The organism is Saccharopolyspora sp. 6M, assembly GCF_020176775.1.
Taxonomy (GTDB): Bacteria; Actinomycetota; Actinomycetes; order Mycobacteriales; family Pseudonocardiaceae; genus Saccharopolyspora_C; species Saccharopolyspora_C gregorii.
Window position 1 is genome coordinate 1 of sequence record NZ_JAIUJZ010000203.1, and the last position, 20688, is coordinate 20688.

Here is a 20688-nt window from a genome sequence, read left to right on the forward strand (position 1 = left end):
CGACCGGAGGTCACGAAGGCGATCCACCAACCCCGCCGCTTCTCCTGCCGGCAGCTCCGAGCTCAGCCGCTCGAACACGTTGGCCGCGTCATCCTCGGGCTCACCGGCAACGGCATCGAGCAGTTCCACCACCTGCGCCACGGAGAGGCCCGCGCTCTGCTCGTCAGAGTTCGTCAGCACGCCCGCCAGGATGCCCCCTCGCACAACGACCAGTGGAACGTTCGGCGGCGGCACCGCGGAACCGAGCTCCCGAGGGGTTGGCCCCTGCTTGCCTGCCAATCGGGACAGAACGGCTGTTCAGCACGAGGTCCAACCGGATCAGCGGTGAGGGCTCGCCGTGATTGCGCCGCAGCTGGCGGCGGATGCGGAGGACAGTGGGTAGGTGCTGGTAACGAGCACGCACCACGACCTCCGACAGACCAAATCCCACGCGGACACGCAGGAACACCCCATGGATCGTGCGCCGGAACCTCGAGGGAGCGTGCGCGGAATTTGATCGGTTGGTGCAGCGGTGGGAAGCACCGGCGCTGTCACGTGCGTTGGCCGAGGCCACTCAGCGGCCTCGGCGCAACTCGGCAGCGGTGCAGCACCCGCAGGTAGCGGAGCGATGAGGAGTCCTCTGGTTCGCCGTGGCGGATCGGTCGTTCTTTGCTTGGCGCTTCTGCCGCTGTGGCGTTGGATGACGGGTCCCCGGATCGTGGTGTTGCCAGCTGCGTCGTGGCGGAGGATTCTGCGGCCGAGAAGTTGATTTCGACGCTCTGCGGTCTCGGCGATGATCGCGGACGTCGGTTGGCAGGCCGCGGATCGCCGCGCTGTTCACCTGCTTGCTGGTTTTCGCCAGTTGTAGCGGCGTCGATGGCGTGGTGAGAGGCGCTGCGCCCTCCGTTCGAAGTCGCTGACGAACGGAAAGCATGGCGTGGATGGTCCCGCTACCCTCGAATGAGTGTGATTTTGAACAAATTTTGATCTCTGCCATGCTTTGCCTGGTTACCTTCGAAAAGTCGGGGTAAGGGGGCCGCTGCCCGGTCCCGCTCTCCGGGGGCGGGCAGCGCCCCGGCATCGATGGGCTGTGCCCCTGTTGGGCAGGAATGGTGGTGCCCTCCGTCGGGTGCCATGGCGGAGTCGGCATTGACTGCGTGGGGGTCCGCCAGGCGCTCTGGGCTTCGTGAAAGATCCGCAGCCGGAGAACAGTGCTGTCTCCGGACGCCTCCTCGGGGTGGGTCGAGCGTTCGGGGATGCTGATTGGATTCAGTCCACTTGTCGCCGGGGTGGAGTTGCCATCGCCGCTGCGCCCGGTTCCACCTCCGCGCTGATGGTTGATTCGCTGGTCGGGACATTGTTGGAGCAGTGGCGGCGAGTGATCCAGCGGTAGGACGTGGGCCGACTCGGCGTGAGCGGGGGAGTCGGAGCCGGCGCCGGTGGGCGAAGCGGTGGTGCTCACGTCCGGCAGGGGAGCTGGTGGCGTGTTGTCGGCACGATCCCCTGGCCTCCGGGTCCCTGCCGGGGCGGCGTGCCGCGACCTGCGTCCGTTCCGTCCGTCTCGGGTGCTCTTGATGGCCAGGTCTCATGCCGACTCAAGCAGTTGCTAAAGTATGCAACTAGTGATTTTCGTACTTGCTTGTGGTGGGGCGGTTCCACGGAGGGCGTCCGGGGGCGTCATCGGAAGGCTCGGCTCGCGGGCGAACGGTGTGGGCCCTGGAATTTTCGCGGAGGGAGTCAGGTGAGCACGCCCCTTTATCAGTTGAAGGCTGAATTTTTCAAGACCTTGGGTCACCCCGCTCGAATTCGGGTGCTTGAGCTGTTGAGCGAGCGAGATCACGCGGTGTCCGAAATGCTCCCCGAGGTCGGGGTCGAGTCGGCGAACCTTTCGCAGCAGCTGGCGGTACTGCGCCGTGCCGGACTCGTCACCACGTCCCGGCGAGGTTCCGCGGTCATCTACTCGCTGACCAGCCCGCAGGTCGCGGAACTGCTGGTGGTGGCTCGGGCAATCTTGACCGGAGTGTTGTCCGGGCAGGTCGAGCTGCTCGACGACTTGCGCGGTCCTGGGGAGTCTCCCGGTTCTTGAGCGGTTGAAGATCCGTAACCCCTGACTACTACTTGGAAGTCGATGTGGGAGCACCGCGTGTTGAGCTTGCTAAGAGAGATCCGTCGAATCGGGCGCATTGCCGAACCTGGCCCCGCACTGTCGGGAGAGTTGCTGCCTGCTGCGAGCGAGCTGGGTGGCTCGGTGCAGTTCCGGCACGTCGATGCGGGCTCGTGCAACGGCTGCGAGGTCGAGATCGCTTCCGCGTTCGGGCCGGTGTACGACGCCGAGCGCTACGGGGCACGGCTGGTGGCGTCACCACGGCACGCCGATGCCTTGCTGGTCACCGGCCCGGTCACTCGAAACATGGCGGAGCCGCTGCGGCGCACGTACGAGGCGCTTGCAAAGCCGCGTTTCGTAGTGGCTGTAGGGGACTGCGCTCGCGGCTGCGGTGCTCTTGCCAGGGCGTACGGCGTCGTGGGAGCCGTGCGTGATGTGGTGCCGGTCGATCTGGAGATCCCCGGTTGCCCACCCCGCCCCGAGGAGATCGTGGCGGGTTTGCGAAAGCTGACCGGACGATGAACCTCATCTCCTCCGGGCTTGTCGCGGCGATCGGCGTCGGCTTGCTCAGTGCTGTGGCGGGTGTGTTCGTTCCAGCACGAACTCGCCCGTTCGTCTGCGGGGTGGGCACGGCTTTTGTCGGCGGGTGCGGCGTCATCGCCGGCGCGAGCGCATTGGCCGGCCAGTCGTTATCGGCATCGCTTCCCGGCTTGCTCCCGCTGTTCGGCGCAGCCGTGTCCGTGGATCCGCTGAGCGGCGTGTTCCTGCTCGTCGCGGGCGGGGTGGCGGTCGTGGCCGCGACGTACGGCATCGGTTACGCCCGGGAGAGCCTCAACAGCCGCCCCGTCCAGTCGGTGCTGCCGCTGTTCGTGCTGTCAATGCTGCTGGTACCCGCGACGGGGAGCATCGGCGCGTTCCTGGCGTGCTGGGAGCTCGTGGCGCTCACCTCTCTGGCGCTGGTGCTGGCTGAACATGCGAGCCGCGATGAGGTGGCGGTAGCAGGTCGCTGGTACGCGGTGATGACCCACGTGGGAGCGGTGGCGATCTCGCTCGGGTTGCTTCTGGTCGTCGCGCACTGCTCCGACGACTCGTTCACGTCCGTGCGAGACGGTTCGGCGGAGCTACCGCCGTTCGTCGCCGGTGCCGCTTTCCTGTTGACCGCAGCGGGCTTCACCTCCAAGGCAGGCGCGCTGCCACTGCACGCCTGGTTGCCCCGCGCGCACCCCGAGGCGCCCAGTCACGTGTCGGCGCTGATGTCGGCGGGAATGGTCAACCTCGGCGTGTACGGCCTCATCCGGGTGGGTTTCGACCTGCTGGCGGGCGGTCCCGCTTGGTGGTGGCTGCTGGTTCTGCTGCTGGGGGCGATGTCAGCTCTCCACGGCATCTTGCAGGCTGCGATGAGCAACGACCTGAAGCGTCTTCTGGGGAATTCGACGACCGAGAACATGGGATTGGTGCTTCTGGGGGTCGGTGCCGCGGGGTATTTCGATGCCACGGGACAAGACGTGCTGGCAAGTCTGGCGTTGACGGCGGGCCTGGTGCACGTGATCAATCACGCTGCGTTCAAGACATTGCTGTTCCTCTCCGCCGGCTCGGTCGTGCACGCGACCGGGGTACGGGATCTCGATCTCTTGGGCGGCCTGCGCGTGAAGATGCCTTTCACCACGTGGGGATTCGCGGTCGGTGCGCTGGCAGCATCGGCGTTGCCACCGGGGACGGCCTTTGTCAGCGAATGGTTGCTGTTGCAGGCGTTGATCCACGGCTCGCCGTCCACCGGAGCGGCGACGGCGATCGTGATGCCGATGGCCGTCGCCGCCGTTGCTCTGACCGCGGGCCTGTCGACCGCGACCTTCGTCAAGGCGTTCGGGATCGGGTTCTTGGCCCGTCCTCGGAGCAACGCCGTCGGCGCGGCGAAGGAGAGCCCTACCTCCATGCTCGTCGGGATCGCCGCGGCCGCGGTCGCGTGCGTCGGGCTGGCGCTGCTACCGGGGTTGGTTCTGCCCTCCCTCGCAGGCGTGAGCGGCCTGGTGCTGGGCGACTCGGGGCCTGCGGTTCTGGGAGCGGTCACGCTGCGGTTGAACGGGGTGGTGGGGGCCCTCTCGCCGGTGTTGCTCGCCGCGGGCCTCCTCGCCGGCTGTGTGCTGGTGCTGGCGGTGCTGCGCCTCGCGGCAGCGCGCCGGGGCCGGGAAGTGCGGTCGTGGGACTGCGGAGCAGGTCCGCCATCTCCCCGAATGGAGTACACCGCCACCTCGTTCGCTGAGCCGTTGCAACGGGTTTTCGAGAACGTGGTTCGCCCTGAACAGGACGTCGCCGTGACTCACCACCGGCAATCGGCGTATCTCGTACAAGCCGTCGAGTACCGCCAGCACGTGCCGGAGCCCTTCGAGCACCGGGTCTACGCTCCCGTGCTGCGGGGCGTTGCCGCGTGGGGAACTTCCGCGAGGCGGCTGGCGACCGGGAGCGTGCACCGCTACCTGGGCTACGGGTTCTACTTCGTGTGCGGCGTGCTGATCGTGCTGGTGGTGCTCTGATGAGCGTTCTCGGCGTGATCGGTGGTGGCCTGCAGTGCGCGTTGATCGTTGTGGGGGCGCCGTTCCTGATCGGGGCCATGAGGCAGGCCAGGGCGCGACTGGAAGGCCGTGCTGGAGCCGGGGTGGGGCAGCCGTGGCGGGACCTGCGCAAGCTGTTCCTGAAGGAATCCGTTGTACCGCGCGGCACCAGCGAGGTGTTCCGGGTCGCACCGTTGGTGGTGTGGTCCACGACGGTGGTCGTGGCGCTCGTGGCTCCGTTCATCACGATTGAATCTGCAGCGAGGCCCGTGGCGGACCTGTTCGCGGTGGTGGCGCTTCTGACGTTGGGCACCGTGGCGGTGGCGCTGGCCGGGTTGGACACCGGAACCACCTTCGGCGGTATGGGCGCCAGCAGGGAGATGACGATCGTCGCGTTGGTGGAGCCCACCCTGTTGTTGTCGATCTTCGCGTTGTCGGTGCGGGTGGGCTCGACCGATCTCAGTTCGATCGTGACGTCGACCGTGCACGACCCGGCGATGGTCTTCTCACCCGCGAGCCTGCTGTCAGCAGTCGCCTTCGCGGTGGTGATCATCGCCGAGACGGGGCGGCTCCCGGTGGACAATCCCTCCACTCACCTGGAACTCACGATGGTGCACGAGGCGATGGTCCTGGAGTACGCGGGCCGGGACCTGGCCCTGGTCGAGTGGGCGTCGGCAATGCGTTTGACGGTGTTCCTGGGGCTCCTGGCGAATCTGTTCCTCCCCTGGGGCATCGCGACCGACGCTGCGCCGCTCGCGCTGCTGGGAGGTGTGCTGGCTTTCACCGGCAAAGTCGCCCTGCTTGCGCTCCTGCTCGCTGTGGGCGAGGGATTCCTGGCCAAGCTGCGGTTGTTCCGCGTTCCGGAGTTGCTGGCGGGGTCGTTCCTGCTCTCGGTCATGGCTGTCGCAGCCTCGTTCTTCCTGCCGCAGCCCCACTGACGAGTCCGAGCCGAAAGGAATGACGATGATCCGCCACCGGAGTGCGCCATGAGCCGTGACCTGTACGTCCTGCTGCTCGACGCGGCTTGCGGCGCGATGCTCCTCGCCGCCGTGCTCGTGCAGTGGCGCCGGGAACTCACCGTCGTCATCCGGGTCTTCGCGTTGCAGGGGGCCGCGCTGGCAGCTGTCGTCGGGATTTCCGCGGGTTACGAGCGCTCCGGCGAGCTGGCGGCCGTGTGTGCGGGTCTTCTGGTGCTTCGAGCCGGCGTGCTCCCGATGCTGCTACGACGTGCCTTGGCGGCGTCCGACGAAGTCGGGCGGGAGACCCGCTCTGTGGTGAACATCGCGGCTTCGCTGCTCGCGGGTGCCGCGCTCACCTTGTTGGCTTACGCGGTCTCGCAGCCGCTGGTGGCGCTCGCCCCATCACCGGCCACGGATGCCCTGGTCATCGGTGTGGCAGTCGTGTTGATCGGGTTCTTCGTCCTGGTCACCCGCCGTCGGGCACTGTCCCAAGTGGTCGGCTTCCTGCTGATCGACAACGGCGTCACGGCCGTCGGGTTCTTGACCACCTCGGGTGCAGGGCTCGTCGTGGAGTTGGGTGTGTCGTTGGACGTGTTGTTGGTGGTGCTGGTGCTGCAGTCCTTGACTGTGCGGATGCGGGATGCGTTCGGCACCACAGATCTGGCTGAACTGCGGGAGTTGCACGATTGATGATCCATTGGCTCCTCATCGCGGCGGTAGCCGTTCCGCTGGTGGGCGCCGCGGGGTGCGCGCTGGCGGGGTGGCACCGCGCGACGTCGTGGGTTGGAGTGGTGACCGCCGCGCTGGTGCTGCTCGCTTCCGCGGGCGTCGCACTGTCCGTTGTCGAGAACGGTCCGACCACGGCGCTGCACGGGATGTTGCGAGCGGACGCCCTCACCGCGTTCATGCTGGTACTGACCGGTACGGTCACGCTGTTGGCGGCTTTCGCGACTCCGGAACACCTGGCCGTGGAGCGGGCAGCTGGACGGCTGGACTCTCGTGCCGCAGTGCTCCACTGCGTGCTGGTCCAGGTTTTCGTGGGGACCATGACCTTGGCGGTGCTGGCCGCCAACCTCGGGGTGATGTGGGTAGCGGTCGAAGCGGCCACGATCGCGACCGCCCTGCTGGTGGGGCAGCAGCGGACCCGTTCCGCGGTGGAGGCGGCGTGGAAGTACGTCGTGATCTGTTCAGCTGGTATCGGACTCGCACTGCTGGGGGTGTTCCTGCTCAATTACGCGTCTCTGCACACCGGTGCTGGGGCGGGCCTCGATTGGTCGGCGCTCGTGTCCACCGCGGCATCACTGGATCCGGCGGTCACTCGGATCGCCGGCGCATTGCTGATCATCGGTTTCGGGGCGAAAGCGGGGTTGGCGCCTCTGCACGCTTGGGTGCCGGACGCGTACGGCCAAGCACCGGCGCCGGTCGCGGCGTTGATGTCAGGCGGGATGCTGGCCGTCTCCTTCTACGCCGTCTTGCGCGTCAAGATGATCGCCGATGTGGCCCTGGGACCCGGATTCGTCCGCGTCCTGCTGGTGATCCTCGCCTTGATGTCGTTGGCGGTGTCGGCATCCCTGCTGATCGCTCAGCGTGATTACAAGAGGATGCTCGGCTATTCCAGCATCGAGCACGTGGGATTGGCAGCGTTGGGTGCGGGCATCGGTGGACGGTTGGCGATCGCTGCGGTGCTGCTGCACATTTTCGGGCATGGTCTGGTGAAAACGGTGCTCTTCCTCGGCTCCGGGCGAATGTCGCAACTCATCGGTACCAGCGAGGTGGATGGGGCTCGCGGGTCGGCTGTCCGGTACCCGGTACTCGCCGGCTGCTTCGGGCTGGGTGTGCTGGCGCTTGCCGGGATGCCTCCGTTCAGCTTGTTCGCCAGCGAGATCGGGATCGCCCGTGAGGGATTCCGTGCGGGGCTGGGGTGGGCAGTTGCGGTCGCGTTCTTCTTCGTTCTGATGATCGGCGCTTCCTTGTTGGTCCACACCAGCCGGATGCTGCTCGGTGCATCTTCCAGCGGGAGAGCCGAGGTCGCACCGCCGCGCACCGGGGCGCGCACGGAGGCGGTTCTGCTCACCGGCTTGGTCGCTTCCGTCGTGCTCGGTGCCGTCGGTGGCCTCCTGGATCCCTTGTTGCCCCTGACCGCCGAGCTCCTCTCAGGAACGCCATGACTCTTCCCGACAGCGCCGACGGCGAACCGCGCGGCCACCGGCGTACCGCGTTGATCATCACGCCGGATGCCGTGTACGCGCAGGTGGAACGGTTGTTGACGGCCGGGTACCGGATCGCGATGATCGCTGGACACGATGACGGTCAGCTGTTGCGTGCCGTCTACCTGTTCACCTGTGCGGACGACGATCGCCGCGTCGAGCTGCAAGTGCCGGTCGATCGCGCTGATCCGCACCTGCCGAGCGTGGCGGGTTTGTCGTTCCCCGCGGGTCGTTTCGAACGTGAGATGCGCGATCTGTTCGGCATCGTGCCGGACGGCCATCCGCTACCGCGTCGGCTCGTGCGGCACTTCCACTGGCCGCAGGGGTGGTATCCGATGCGGCAGGACGCGGGCGAGGCACCGGAGTTCGGAGCCGTCGACGGCCCCTACCCCTTCCGAGCGGTCGAGGGCAACGGTGTGCACGAGATTCCGGTGGGGCCCGTACACGCAGGACTGATCGAACCCGGTCACTTCCGCTTCTCGGTCGTCGGGGAGACGATCCTCAACCTCAAAGCCCGTCTCTGGTTCGTCCACAGAGGAATAGAAAAGCAATTCCAAGGACTGCGACCTGACGAGGGGCTGTCGCTCGCCGAGCACATCAGCGGGGACACCTCCGTCGGGCACGCGCTGGCGTACTGCCAGGCGGTCGAGGACGCTGCGTCCGTGCGAGTACCGCTGGCCGCGCTGCGGATCCGCGCAGTGCTGCTGGAGTTGGAGAGGTTGTACAACCACGTCACCGATCTCGGCGCGCTGTGCAACGACGTGGGGCACGGCGTGCTGAACTCGCACGCCGGTCGACTGCGCGAGCGTCTGCTCCGGATGAACGACGACGTCACCGGACACCGTTTGTTGCGAGGCGGAGTGCGGGTGGGCGGAGCGGTGGTCCGGAAGCTCCCGGACCTGGCTGCGCTGGCAGCCGTCAAGGACGAGGCCGGGCAGCTGCACGACCTCGCGCTGGGGCACAGCGTGGTGCGGGACCGCTTCGCCGGCACCGCGGTGCTGTCCTCGCAGCAGGCATTCGATCTGGGAACTTTGGGCTATGTCGCCCGAGCCAGCGGGCTGGAGGTGGACGCGAGGTGGGACCACCCGGTGCTGTCTCCCCCGCAGCAGCGCCTTCACTACGAGCAGACCGGGGGAGACGTGCTAGCACGTTTTTCCGGGCGGGCTGCAGAGGTCAGTCAATCGATCGATATGATCGCGCACTTGGCGGAGCAGATAGACGGTCGGGTGTCCGCTACGAGTGGATGCGTCGATGAACCTGACGGTCTTGGTGGTTCCGGTGTAGGTATCACCGAAGGATGGCGGGGCACTATCGTGCACCGGGTGGAGCTCAAAATGAATGGGCGGTTGAGTCGGGTGAAGATTGTCGACCCGAGCTTCTTCAACTGGCCGGCACTGCCGGTGGCGTTGAACAACACGATTGTCCCTGATTTTCCATTGGTGAATAAGAGTTTCAACTTGTCCTACGCGGGTAATGACCTCTAGGGTCGGATTGGTTTCCCGGGGGCTTGGTGAGTGAGTTGCCGCAAGTGCGGATATTTTGTTGAGCCACGATGATGCTCGGCAACGTTCGCTGAACGACCTGACTCCGCGGAGTCCGGCCTCGAACATCGCTCGAGCTCACGCCTGACTGCCGAGCACGTGCCTCCCGGGATGTGGGGATGTGCGGCGGGATCTTCCGTCGTTCTGTCTGCGGTAAGATCTGACGCTCGCTCGCTGGTTCAAGGTGGTAGGCCCGATCAACAAGCTCCTAGTTTGGCGTGCCTCGGTACTGCGGGGCCTTATTTTTGGAAGTCCTGGACGAGATCGCCAAGTGCGCGCCTGACGCGTTTGGTGCCCCACTGGGGGATGAGTGCATCGAATTCTCGGCAAGCTTGTTCGAGGTCGCTGGAGGCGAGCTCCAGCAGATCTGATATGCGGCCGGTAAGCCAAATCTGCAGCAGTGTGTCCTCATGTACCGGAGTCGGGTTCTGGGTGGCCTGTCTGTACATGGAACAACAGTATTAGGGCATAGGTACCAGCTGCATTCACCTCTTAGGGGGTATTTGGCGATGCTCTGCAACTTCCTTCCTCGGTCGCGCCGAGCGTTACGCGCTATGGCCCGCTGGGACGTGGGGCGAGTGAGGCCGCCCCTTTCATGCTGCCGTACGAGTGATCCAGAACACTAAATTCGCTGCGTCATGCCTCGTCCGGGTGACGGTCACATGGGCGTACAAGTGCTCTGAACGGAGGTTCTGAACATGCGCATCGTTGACGGCGAACCGGTGGCCGAAGATCGACAGCCGGACTGGTACCAGTCCGGGCTCTGTGCGCAGACCGATCCAGATGCCTTCTTCCCCGAGCAGGGTCAGTCCGGGACGGCCGCCAAGCGCATCTGCGGCACCTGCCCTGTCCGAGAGGCTTGCCTCGAACACTCGTTGCTGCACGATGAGAGGTACGGGATTTGGGGTGGTCTCGGAGAAGCCGACCGTCGCAAGCTGCGTGCCGCTGTTCGCTCCGGTAGCGATCTTCGCGCCTCGCGGGGCGGGGCCGCGATCTGGCGGCAGCACGTGGCGTGAATGTTCCCGAGCGCCGCATCATCTCAGCGACGAAGGAGACGTGATGGCTGACAGCACTCCGGCGTCGAACGTCGAACTCGAGCACGCCCTCGCGGCGTTCGAACGCGCGCTGGCAGAACACGCGCAGGCCCACGAACGTCATGCCACTGTCGAAGACGAGGACGAACACCTTCGCGACCTGCGATCAGCAGTGCTTCGGCGGGCCACTGAAGCATCGCCCACGACTTGGCCCCGGTCGCGATGCTCGCGCTGCCACGGGACACGGATGATCACAACTTTGCAAGCCCGATACGGTCCCGACGCCACGCCGTCCTTCGTCCTCGCTCCGCGGATGTGCCCGCAATGCAGGGGAACCGGGATGAGTCTCTCTCTCGCTGACGACCAGCGCGACTCCCGCTGAGGCTCGTCCGGTCCCGGTGACGTCCACAGCGGGGCTTCTGCCGCATTCGGGGGAGGCGTGCACCTGACGTTGCGTGCCCGATGTCGTTCCAGGCAAGGATGCAGGTGTTGACGATGGTTGTGGTCTCCGAAGGGATAGTGGTGGGAGAGCACGAGACAACGCCTCCCGCCACGCTCGCCTGCACACCGCTTTCCTGAGCCCAGGAAGCGAAGAGCACCGTGGCTGCCCTGTCCCGGCCGACTCTCGCGCAAGAAATCGTCCGTCTTTTTGGCATGATACCTGCATCGGCTGCATGAAATATCCGTTCGGTCATCGGATGGGCCGAGTGGTGCGTCGAGGCGGTCGTCGAACGCGACGATCAGAGGGGCATCTCCCCCTCGATGTCGGGATCGCGCTCTCCGTGCGGGTTGTAGAGGTTCCACGAAGGTGGCCGGGTGTCGTGGAGGTCCCGTTCGAGGCCGGCGATGCGGCAGGCCATGGCCAGCGCGGTCAGCTCGGGATCGCCCAACAGGGCCGGCACGCGGGCCGGTGTCGTCCAGCTGCGCAGGAAGTCCGGGGGTGACGCGCAGCATCTCTGCAGCTCGTCCCACGGTGTAGGCGGGATGGTCGATGTCGTCGAGTGCGGTTCCAGTCCCCTCGGCGCCGGAGCGTTCGGGTCTCTCCTGCTGCGGCCGGTAGGGCGTGCCCGGGCCGATCTGCGACCCGGGCACGCGGAACGGGTGGGGTCAGCTGCCGCCGCTGTCGATGACCTTGCGGCCGCCGGTGTCACGGCGGCCGACCTGGATTTGGCGGGGCTTGGCCTGCTCGGCCACTGGCATGGTCACGGTCAGGACTCCGTCGGCGTAGTCCGCGGTGATGTTGTCCAAGTCCAGCCCGTCACCCAGAGCCAGCTGCCGGGAGAAGGTCCCGCGAGGTCGCTCGGCGGCGATGTAGCTGATCTCGCCGTTCGTATCGCTTTCCGTGCGGCCTTGACGCTGGGCTCGCACGGTCAGCGTGTTGTTCTCCGCCCTGACCTCCAGCGAGTCCGGGTCGATGCCGGGCAGGTCGAACTCGGCGACGTAGTTCTCGCCGGCGCGGTAGGCGTCCATGGCCATGCCCTGCGGCGCGCGGCTGGTGCCGAACACCTCGGTGGTCAAGCGGTTGAGATCCCGGAACAACGGGTCGAACGCGAGCGTCATCACAACTCTCCTTTCCCATGTGGAGCTGGTCGACCGACGGGCAGCGCCATGGCGGCGCACCCGTACGCCTTTCTTCGGGGCAGTTCGGATGCCAAACTTGACAGGTCCGCCGATGAATCTATTCTGTACTCACGAACGGAGAATTTCAAGTCCGAGGGTGAGGCCCGCTGACGAGCCGGGTCGATCGCAGGAAGGTGGTGAGCGTTCCGGTGCCGGTGCTGCACGTGATCTACCGCTGGTGCGCTGCGGAGGCGGGCGACTGGGAGCAGTGGCGGGGCTATGCGATCGCCGATGACGCCGCGGTGGAGGCCGACACGCTGTCAGGAGCTCGTGAGCGGATGTCGGAATTGTTGAGGCGCCGCGTCGAGCCATGGCCGTGGGAGGCGGTGGTCGAGCACGTTGAGCGGCCGCTCGGTCCGGGGCTTTGGATCCGCGAGGCGCTTGACGAGCACAGCGACGAGCGCGATCACGCGTCCCGCGTCGTGCTCGAAGCCTTCGGTGATCGTCGTGCGCGGGATCAGCTTGCGGCCCTGCCGGAGACCAGTCCTGGCGGAGTCGTCGTCGTTGCGAACGTTCCCGGCGACACCCTCGCCTGGTGCCTGGACCAACACGATGAGCGTGGGGCGTTGGTGGTCGCGGCCGCGGTGAGCAACCACCGTTTGTGGTGGAACGCGCTGGTACCTGAAGTCCGTTCCGCGGCTACGGGGTTGCCGGTGGCAAGCGAGTTGAGCGACCCCTCTCTCGGCGGTGCCGCAACCCTGGACGACTGGATCGCCGCCAGCGAGTGCGGTCGGTTGGTCACGTCGCCCGCGGCCGGGACCGCATCTGGCGGCCGACCGGCCCTTTTGCCCGCGGCCGCGTAGCCGTGCGCGGTGGTGGACAACGGCTCGCCGTGTCGCCAGCTCGCCGAGCGAGCGCGGGGTTCACGTCGGGTCGACCGCGTGCGAAGCCGTCAATCGCCCAGCAGCGGCGAACGCGCACGAGCGGGGGTCCCGAACCGCCGGACACCGGGAAAATGGAAGGTGGGCACACCGGCAGGCGGCGAAGGCGATGTACCTTATCGGGAACAGCGTGCGTGAGCGTCTGCGGGTGTCTTTTTGCGGTTGAAGTGCTTGAGTTCGTTCTCGCGGAGGCGGATGCCGCAGCTGCTGTGCTTGGATGCGGTGAGTTCGGGCCTGCTCTCCTGGTTCGCGGGCCGCTACCGGAGTGTGAAGCAGGGCAGCGGTGTGGAATTGTCCCAGCTGCGGTACCTGCCCAAATCGGCGAAGGCGGTGCTGCAACGGGACGGGGTGTCCCCGGTGCCGGAGCTGACTCGTGGGCGGTCGATCAAGCCTGTGCGGCGGCTGCCGCTGCCGATCGGCCGGAGCGTGTGGCTGGTCACCGGTTATGCGGAGTGCAAGCACGTGCTGGGTTCGTCCTGTGGGTTCAGCAACGACCTCGGTCGAGTGCTGGGCGCGGAATCCGTCAGCAGCAGCCCGGGACTGGGGTTCGCCGATCCACCCCGGCACACGCGGTTGCGCAAGCTCTTGCAGCCGGAGTTCACCAAGCGCAGGATTGCCCGGATCCGGCCGCGGGTGCAGGAGATCATCGATGAGGCGCTGGACGCTGCGGCGGCGAAGTCGGGCCCGGTGGACCTAGTCGCGGAGTTCGCGGCGGTCATCCCCGCTGCGGTGATCTGCGAGCTGCTCGGCATGCCGCGGCACGACTCCGAACGCATCCAGGAGTTGAGCGAGGCGCGGTTCGACCTATCCGGGCGGGCACAGCACTCGTTCAACGCGATGACCGACTCGTTGGAGTACTTGCGCGGCGTGCTGGCCGAGCAGCGGCGAGACCCGGGCGACGGCCTGCTGGGCGCGGTGGTGCGCGACCACGGTGACGAGGTGGACGACGACGAACTGGTGGGCTTGGCCGACGGGCTGCTCACCGGAGGCTTCGAGACGACTGCGAGCATGATCGCAATCGGCGCACTGCTGATGTTGCGGGATCCCTCGATCCCGCAACAGCTGCGCGAAGACCCCGGCAGCGCGAACGCGTTCGTCGAGGAAGCGCTGCGCTACGCCACCGTCGTACAGGTCGCGTTTCCGCGGTTCGCAGAGGAAGACACGGTCATCGGCGACGTCGAGATCTCGGCGGGGGACGTGGTGCTGTGCTCGCTGAGCGCCGCCGACCGCGACCCGGCCCTGGGCGAGGGCATGGACGAGTTCGACATGGCACGCGGTCGCACCGCGCACCTGGCGTTCGGCCACGGCATCCACCGCTGCATCGGGGCGGAGCTCGGACGGATGGAACTCGAGCGCGCGTACCTGTCGCTGGCGAACCGGTTCCCGCGGATGCGGCTGGCCATTCCGGAATCCGAGCTCGATTTCCGGCAGCTGTCCATCGTCCACGGATTGTTTTCGCTGCCGGTGTGGTTGTCCTGAGCTGGTTTCGGAGCCGCGGTCCGGGAGGTGCGGTTCCAGGGACCCGAGGGCCTGGCCCGTCTTCTGCGCTGGAGATCGTTCGTGTGCCCGGTGGAGACCACCGGGTGCTGCGATGGCAACCCGAGCGCGGCTCCGCCATCGCCTTCGGCACCGATTCCGCTGCCCGCTTCTGTTGAGCGGGCCCCGGATCGACGGACCCGAGCCTACCGGTGGCGCAGATCGTCGTCTGGCGGCGGGCGTGGTGCTGCGTGTTCGGATGACGTCGTGGTTATGGTGCCCCGGTGCCAGGGACGGATGTCATCGCTGAGGGACTGTCGGTGCGCGGTGGGAGGGGGCCGGTTTTCGAGAACGTCTCCACCGCCGTCGAGGCCGGTGGCGCGTTGCTGGTTCGCGGCCCTGCCGGCTCCGGCCGGACTTCGCTGCTGCTCGCGCTTTCAGGCCGGATGCGGTTCGTCAGTGGTGCGGTGCGCGTCGGTCAGCACTACCTGCCCCGCGAGGCCGCTGCGGTTCGCGAGACTGTCGCGCTCGCCCGCGCGGGACCGGCCTGTCAGCTGGAGGAACGGCTGCGAGTCGACGACTTGATCGCGGAGCGTTGCTGGATCGATCGGGTCGACCGGCCCGCCGTGTCCGCCGCGTTCGACCTCGTCGGCATCGACGTGCCCGGCAGAGTGCGGGTCGAGGACCTGGATTCCGTGGCGAACGTGCTGCTCGCGGTCGCACTGGCGGTGGCGCGCGGGCCGGGCGCCGTGGTCGTCGATGAGCCCGACGACGGATGCGCACGGGAGGGGCGGGCGCGGGTGTGGAGCGGCCTAGCCCGGGTGCGCGAATCAGGAATCACCTTGTTGCTCAGCGGCACCGACCCCACACCGAACCTCCCGGACGCGGTGCCCGTCGTGCTGCCGCAGCGCAGCGGGGAACGCTTGGCCGGTGCCGAACGCGCGGAACGGAACGGGGGACGGGGAGCCACATGACCGCCGTCAAACTGGCCTTGCTGGAACTGCGCAGATTTCGGGGTCCGCTGCGGAGAGCGGTCCCGCCGTTGCTGTGCCTGATCCCGCTCCTCTACGGCGCCACGTACCTGTGGGCGAACTGGGATCCTTACGGCGAGCTCGACCGGATCCCGGTCGCCGTGGTCAACCAGGACCACACCGGGCACACCGCGCAGGGTCAGCGCGTCGACGCTGGTAGCGAAGTAGAGCAGCAGCTCAAGGCGGCTGGGACGTTCCAGTGGAGCTTCACCGACGCGGCGGAGGCCGAAGAGGGGCTCGCGCAGGGGCGCTACTACTTCACGATCACCATCCCACCGGACTTCAGCACCAAGCTCGCGACCGCGAGCAACACCGTTCCCGAACAGGCCGGGATCGACATCCGGCTCAACGACGCGAACAACTACATCGCCGGAATCATGACCGAGGTCGTGCAGCCGCAACTGCAGGACCAGATCAACGCGGCGGCGCACGGGGCCTACGTACGCAGCATCTATGGTGAGCTGTCCGAAGTGAAGGACCGGTTGGCCACGGCGTCCGACGGTTCCCACCGGTTGCTCGGCGCCACCGAGGTCGCACAGCAGGGAACCGGTTCGCTGATGTCCGGGACCAGTGCCTTGCACGACGGTGCCGGGCGAGTCAGCGACGGCGCCGCTCAGCTGGCCGAGGCGACCGGGCAGGTCGATCAGGTCACCGATGAGCTCAACCGCGCGGTCGCGGACCGTCTCCCTGCGGCCGCGGACCAGCTGGTCGACACCGCCACGACGGTGGCCCGCGGTGCTGCCTTCGCGCACGCCACCACCGGCGCGGTCAAACGCGGCACCGCGCGCGGTGTGCAGGACGTCGACGAACTCGTGCGCATCCACCCCGAGCTGGCCGACGAACCGGTGGTGCAGCGGGCCCGCGACCACGCACATGATCTCGACGTGCGTGCCGGCAGGGCCGATCAAGAAGCTGCTTGGAACCAGCAGCGGGCGGACCAGGCCCTGGCCGAGGCGAACGAGACCCGCGACCACATCGGTCGGGCCCAACGCAAGGTGCTGGACGCGAACGTACCGCTCCGAACGGTCGACTCCGGAGCACATGCCGTGGCTGAGGGAGCCCGGACGATCAGCTCCGGGATCGGCGCGCTGGAAGAGGGGTCCGGCGCAATGCGGACCGCCGCCGACCAGGCGAACTCCGCTGCCGCCGACCTCACGCGCACGGTGGACCAGGCTTTCGTCCGTATCCCGGAGACCGACTCCGACCAGATCACCGAAGCGGCGCGCGTGCTGGGGACCCCGGTGCGCATCGAGCGGGAGAACCTGAATCCGGCGGGACCCTACGGACGCGGTTTCGCCCCGTTCTTCTTCAGCATCGCGCTGTGGGTGTTCGGGCTGTTCGCGTTCCTGCTGCTGCGGCCGGTCAACCTGCGGGCGCTGCCCGGGCGGGTCGGCTCGCTCACCATCGCGGTCGCCGGATGGCTGCCCGCGGCGATCCTGGGAGGTGCGGGAGCGTTGATCCTCTACGCCGTCGTGGACCTCGGACTAGGACTGGCGCCGCGCCACGCGCTCGCCTGCGTGGCTCTGATGCTGGCCGGTGTCGCCGCGTTCACTGCGATCGACCACTGTTTGCGCACCGCTTTCGGCGTTCCCGGAGATGTGGTGTCGCTGGTGCTGCTGGTGTTGCAGCTGACTTCGTCGGGCGGACTGTACCCCGTGCCGACCACTCCCGGGTTCTTCCAGGCACTCCATCCGCTGTTGCCGATGACCTATCTCGTCGACGGGCTGAGGATGACGATCTCCGGTGGCCTGGTGGAACATCTGGTGCGGGACTTCGCGGTGCTCGGTGGATTCTGGGCGGCATTCCTCCTGACGACCGCACTCGTAGTGCGCAGACAGCGGGTGTGGACGGTCGGGCGGCTGCACCCGGACGTCGAACTGTGAAGTCCGGTGCCCCCGCACCGCTTCCCAGCTGCGCGGGAGACGTAGAGCAAGCCGCCGTCGTGGTGGGACTCCAGGAGTTGAGCCGCGCCCGGCAGTGAGGTGCGGGCCCGGTTAGCGAGCGCGTGGTGCGGCGCGCTGACGGCCGGCGCGCCTCGTTCGCGGTGTCGTAACAGGGTCGCGTGCGCCGGAACCGCTTGTTTTTCCGGATGTCGTCGTCCGGAAACAGCTGGTCGTTGGAATGGTTCTCGTCGGCAGCGACGAGGTTCCGCCTCGTCTTCCCGCTACTGGAGGACCGATGCCAGAGATGCGGTTTCGAGTGCGTTGGCCGGACGGTGCGGTCCAGCAGTGCTACTCGCCATCCACGATCATCGAAGATTACCTCGAGGTCGGCCGTACCTACCAGGTCACCGACTTCGTCGAACGCAGCAGGCAGGCGTTGCGGATCGCCGACGAACGGGTGCGGGCGAAGTTCGGCTTCGGCTGCACCGCTGCCGAAGGGCAGCTGGCCGAGATCAACGCGACCGCCCGCGAGCATCCGTCCGATGGGCGGGTCGTCGTGGAGGCGATGCACTCCCCTGCGGGGAGGCGGCGATGACCCCGCGCGAGTCGCGCTACCCGGTCGTGGTGGTGGGCGGCGGGCAGGCGGGACTGTCGGCCAGCTACTGCTTGCGGCAGCGCGGCATCCGGCACGTCGTGCTCGAAGCCGACCGCCGCGGCCACGACTGGCGCTCCCGTCGCTGGGATTCGTTCTGCCTCGTCACCCCCAACTGGCAGTGCGCGCTGCCGGGATTCGAGTACCGGGGAGCCGATCCGGACGGCTTCATGCTCCGTGACGAGATCGTGTCCTATTTGGAGAGCTACGCCGAATCCTTTGGCGCACCGGTGCTGGAAGGGGTGCGTGTCACGCGATTGCGACGGTCCACCGGTGGCTCGTACCTGCTGGACACGACGGTGGGAGAGTTCATCGCCGAACAGGTGGTGGTCGCCACCGGCGCTTACCACGATCCGAGCAGACCGGCTGCGGCCGAACGGATCCCGGCCGGTATCGAACAGCTGCACTCGGCCGACTACCGCAGTCCCTCGGCACTCCCGGCCGGCGATGTGCTGGTCGTGGGCAGCGGTCAGTCGGGCGCACAGATCGCCGAGGACCTGCACTTGGCGGGACGCGGTGTGCACCTGGCCGTCGGCAACGCGCCCCGGGTGGCGCGGTTCTATCGGGGCCGCGACTGCGTGGCGTGGCTGGACGAGATGGGGCATTACGCCAAGACCATCGACGAGTTCGCGGATCCCGCCCAGGTGCGGAAGCGGGTGAACCACTACGTCACCGGCAGGGATGGCGGACGGGACATCGATCTGCGCACCTTCGCGGGCCAGGGCATGCGGCTGTACGGGCGTCTGCTCGACATCCGCGACGGCCGGGCCGCGTTCGGTGACGACCTCAAGTCCGGATTGGACGCGGCGGACCAGGTGATGGAGTCCATCAAGGACGCCATCGACGCGCACATAGCGGCTCGCGGCATCGACGCGCCCACCGAGGCCCGGTACACGCCGGTGTGGGAGCCGGACCCGGCGACCCATCCGCGCGAGCTGGACTTGGCCGAGTCCGGGATCACGACGGTGATCTGGTCTACCGGGTTCCGCCCGGACTACCGCTGGATCGAGGTCCCCGTCTTCGACGGTCGCGGTCATCTGGTGCACCGCCGTGGCGTGACCAGTGCACCCGGGCTGCACTTCCTCGGGCTGCCCTGGCAGCACACCTGGGGCTCCGGCCGGATGGAAGGGGTCGGCAGGGATGCGCGGTACCTCGTCGAGAGGATCGCCGCGTCCCGCCGCATCACCGACGTGTGCGGTGCGCTCACCGGCAGATCACCGTCACGTTCCGCCGTCCCGTCGCCGAATTGAGGTGAGCAGTGAGCGACAACCTGGTCTTCGACGCGCACCGGCATCTCGGGGTGCTGCCCGCGCACCCCTTCTACGGTGGCCCGGCCATCAACGCCGACACCACCGCCCGAGCCACGGTCGGCCAGCTGCTGTCCGATCTGGACGCGGAGGGGACGGAACGAGCTTTGGTGCTGCCGAACTACGGCGTGCCCGATCCCGATGTCGCCTTCGCGCACAACGAGCTGGTCCTGGAAGCCGCCCAGCGGGACGACCGGGTGCGCGCCGGGCTGTGGGTGTCCGCACGACCGGAAGATCGAGCGCGCACGGCGAAGGCGCTCGCGCTGGCCGGTGAAACCGGTGTGCGGGCGCTGAAGCTGAGCTTCCTACTCGGTGGATCACCGACGGCGCCGGAGTGCCGACCCCTGCTCGACGAGATCTTCGCGGTCGCCGAGCGCCACGGCCTGGTCGTGCACGTGCACACCTCGCCGGGCGCCGCCTCCGACATCGACCAGGTGGGCAACCTGGTCGACTGGTACGCCGATCGCTGCGCGGTGCACCTGGTGCACTTCGGAGGAGGCATGAGCGGCCACATCAAGCTGGCCGGCTCGCGCTTCTTCGACTGGGTCGCCGCCGGAAAGCGCGTGTACACCGACCTCTCCTGGGCCATCGGCTTCGCCCCGCACTGGCTCGCCCGGGAGATCGAGCACCGCGGCATCGGACACGACCGCGTGCTCTTCGCCAGCGACCAACCGTGGGGTGACTTTCCCGGCGAGTACGCCCGGATGCGGTCCGCAGCCGGTGACGGCTACTTCGGCGAGCTCGTGTTCCGCGAGACCTTCGCCGCGCTCTACGACTGAAAAACACCGTGATCAGAGGAGAGAACATGACCGAGACCGTCGAACTCACCGATGTCGAGCGCAAGTCCCGCGACGAGATCCCGCACCCGTCGCTGCCGGAAGGGTCCAGCATCTACGGGGCCACCAAGGTGTTCCCCGACTACGAGGCGGAAAACGGGGAAACCTACTTCACGTTGGTGCACGGCATCGCGCACGAGTCCTCGGTGAGCTTCGTGGCCGTGCTGCAGGCGACCCGCGCGCTGCGCAAGGGATTCGAGTCGGCCGTGTACTTCTACGGGCCGGGTTCGCTGAACTGCCTGGCCACCCGCGGATTCCCGACCACGGGGAACTCCGCGTTCCCCGGGGAGCACAACATCAACGACCAGCTCAAGACCTTCATCGCCGAGGGCGGAAAGGTGTACTGCTGCCGGTTCGGCCTCTCGCTGCACGGCGCGCGGGAGGAAGACCTCATCGAAGGCGTCATCCCCACCCACCCGCTCGACGTCCAGGACGCGATCATCCACTACGCCCGGAAGGGCGCGATCATCAACTCCACCTATCAGCTCTGAGCCCAGTTCCCAAGTTCCCATCCCGAAATTCGCCGCAGCGCGCGGTCGTGCCGTCCGGGGGCCCCCCCCCCGGGGGGGGGGGGGGCGCCCACGTTCCAGTCTGATGCGGTGAGCCTACGGAATGCTGACCAGCAGCCT

Annotated in this window: 19 protein-coding genes; 16 read left to right on the forward strand and 3 right to left on the reverse strand. The window is 67.4% G+C overall.

Translation table 11 applies throughout. The features are described 5' to 3' along the window. On the reverse strand, nucleotides 1-180 hold a 180-nt coding region (locus tag LCD31_RS23625), incomplete at its 3' end, for a hypothetical protein (protein ID WP_224961387.1). A 1540-nt stretch (nucleotides 181-1720) separates the two neighbouring features. Here LCD31_RS23625 and LCD31_RS23630 point away from each other — a divergent pair. From LCD31_RS23630 to LCD31_RS23665, 8 genes are all read left to right on the forward strand, one after another. Continuing rightward, nucleotides 1721-2065, forward strand: coding sequence for a helix-turn-helix transcriptional regulator (locus tag LCD31_RS23630; protein WP_224961389.1), 345 nt, complete (start codon nucleotides 1721-1723; stop codon nucleotides 2063-2065). A 57-nt stretch (nucleotides 2066-2122) separates the two neighbouring features. Beyond that, entirely contained in the window at nucleotides 2123-2605 is a 483-nt protein-coding gene (locus LCD31_RS23635; RefSeq protein WP_224961391.1) for an NADH-quinone oxidoreductase subunit B family protein, read from the forward strand. Then, complete coding sequence (locus LCD31_RS23640; RefSeq protein ID WP_224961393.1) at nucleotides 2602-4614, forward strand: proton-conducting transporter membrane subunit; 2013 nt, start codon at nucleotides 2602-2604, stop codon at nucleotides 4612-4614. Before LCD31_RS23635 ends, LCD31_RS23640 begins: the two co-directional genes overlap by 4 nt. After that, a complete protein-coding gene (locus LCD31_RS23645; protein WP_224961395.1) occupies nucleotides 4614-5570 on the forward strand; it encodes a respiratory chain complex I subunit 1 family protein in 957 nt (318 codons plus the stop codon). The genes LCD31_RS23640 and LCD31_RS23645 overlap by 1 nt, the downstream gene beginning before the upstream one ends. A 48-nt stretch (nucleotides 5571-5618) precedes the next feature. Then, entirely contained in the window at nucleotides 5619-6281 is a 663-nt protein-coding gene (locus LCD31_RS23650) for a hypothetical protein (RefSeq protein ID WP_224961397.1), read from the forward strand. After that, complete coding sequence (locus tag LCD31_RS23655; protein WP_224961399.1) at nucleotides 6281-7759, forward strand: proton-conducting transporter membrane subunit; 1479 nt, start codon at nucleotides 6281-6283, stop codon at nucleotides 7757-7759. The genes LCD31_RS23650 and LCD31_RS23655 overlap by 1 nt, the downstream gene beginning before the upstream one ends. After that, on the forward strand, nucleotides 7756-9282 hold the full coding sequence (locus tag LCD31_RS23660; protein ID WP_224961400.1) for an NADH-quinone oxidoreductase subunit C: 1527 nt from the start codon (nucleotides 7756-7758) through the stop codon (nucleotides 9280-9282). The genes LCD31_RS23655 and LCD31_RS23660 overlap by 4 nt, the downstream gene beginning before the upstream one ends. Nucleotides 9283-10037: 755 nt before the next feature. Continuing rightward, nucleotides 10038-10355 carry a WhiB family transcriptional regulator gene (locus LCD31_RS23665; protein ID WP_374201676.1) on the forward strand — a complete coding sequence of 106 codons (318 nt, stop codon included), beginning with the start codon at nucleotides 10038-10040 and terminating at the stop codon, nucleotides 10353-10355. Between the two features lie 758 nt (nucleotides 10356-11113). Here LCD31_RS23665 and LCD31_RS23670 read toward each other — a convergent pair. Further along, a complete protein-coding gene (locus LCD31_RS23670) occupies nucleotides 11114-11275 on the reverse strand; it encodes a hypothetical protein (protein ID WP_224961402.1) in 162 nt (53 codons plus the stop codon). Nucleotides 11276-11480: 205 nt separating this feature from the next. After that, entirely contained in the window at nucleotides 11481-11933 is a 453-nt protein-coding gene (locus tag LCD31_RS23675; RefSeq protein ID WP_224961404.1) for an Hsp20/alpha crystallin family protein, read from the reverse strand. Between the two features lie 197 nt (nucleotides 11934-12130). On the opposite strand from LCD31_RS23675, the gene LCD31_RS23680 reads away from it, so the two are divergent. The 8 genes from LCD31_RS23680 to LCD31_RS23715 all read left to right on the forward strand — a co-directional run bounded on the left by LCD31_RS23680 (nucleotide 12131) and on the right by LCD31_RS23715 (nucleotide 20550). Further along, a complete protein-coding gene (locus LCD31_RS23680) occupies nucleotides 12131-12796 on the forward strand; it encodes a hypothetical protein (RefSeq protein WP_224961406.1) in 666 nt (221 codons plus the stop codon). 273 nt (nucleotides 12797-13069) lie between these two features. Continuing rightward, nucleotides 13070-14353: a cytochrome P450 gene (locus LCD31_RS23685; protein WP_224961408.1), complete on the forward strand. Its 1284-nt coding sequence runs from the start codon at nucleotides 13070-13072 to the stop codon at nucleotides 14351-14353. 281 nt (nucleotides 14354-14634) lie between these two features. After that, nucleotides 14635-15324, forward strand: coding sequence for an ATP-binding cassette domain-containing protein (locus tag LCD31_RS23690; RefSeq protein ID WP_224961410.1), 690 nt, complete (start codon nucleotides 14635-14637; stop codon nucleotides 15322-15324). Next, nucleotides 15321-17264: a YhgE/Pip family protein gene (locus LCD31_RS23695; protein ID WP_224961412.1), complete on the forward strand. Its 1944-nt coding sequence runs from the start codon at nucleotides 15321-15323 to the stop codon at nucleotides 17262-17264. The genes LCD31_RS23690 and LCD31_RS23695 overlap by 4 nt, the downstream gene beginning before the upstream one ends. 304 nt (nucleotides 17265-17568) lie before the next feature. Next, nucleotides 17569-17859, forward strand: coding sequence for an MSMEG_0570 family nitrogen starvation response protein (locus tag LCD31_RS23700; protein WP_224961414.1), 291 nt, complete (start codon nucleotides 17569-17571; stop codon nucleotides 17857-17859). Then, nucleotides 17856-19166 (forward strand): MSMEG_0569 family flavin-dependent oxidoreductase, encoded by a 1311-nt coding sequence (locus LCD31_RS23705; RefSeq protein WP_224961416.1) that lies wholly within the window; start codon nucleotides 17856-17858, stop codon nucleotides 19164-19166. The genes LCD31_RS23700 and LCD31_RS23705 overlap by 4 nt, the downstream gene beginning before the upstream one ends. Nucleotides 19167-19174: 8 nt before the next feature. Beyond that, a complete protein-coding gene (locus tag LCD31_RS23710; protein ID WP_224961418.1) occupies nucleotides 19175-20002 on the forward strand; it encodes an amidohydrolase family protein in 828 nt (275 codons plus the stop codon). Nucleotides 20003-20028: 26 nt separating this feature from the next. Continuing rightward, nucleotides 20029-20550, forward strand: coding sequence for an MSMEG_0572/Sll0783 family nitrogen starvation response protein (locus LCD31_RS23715; protein WP_224961420.1), 522 nt, complete (start codon nucleotides 20029-20031; stop codon nucleotides 20548-20550). Nucleotides 20551-20688 lie beyond the last annotated feature (138 nt).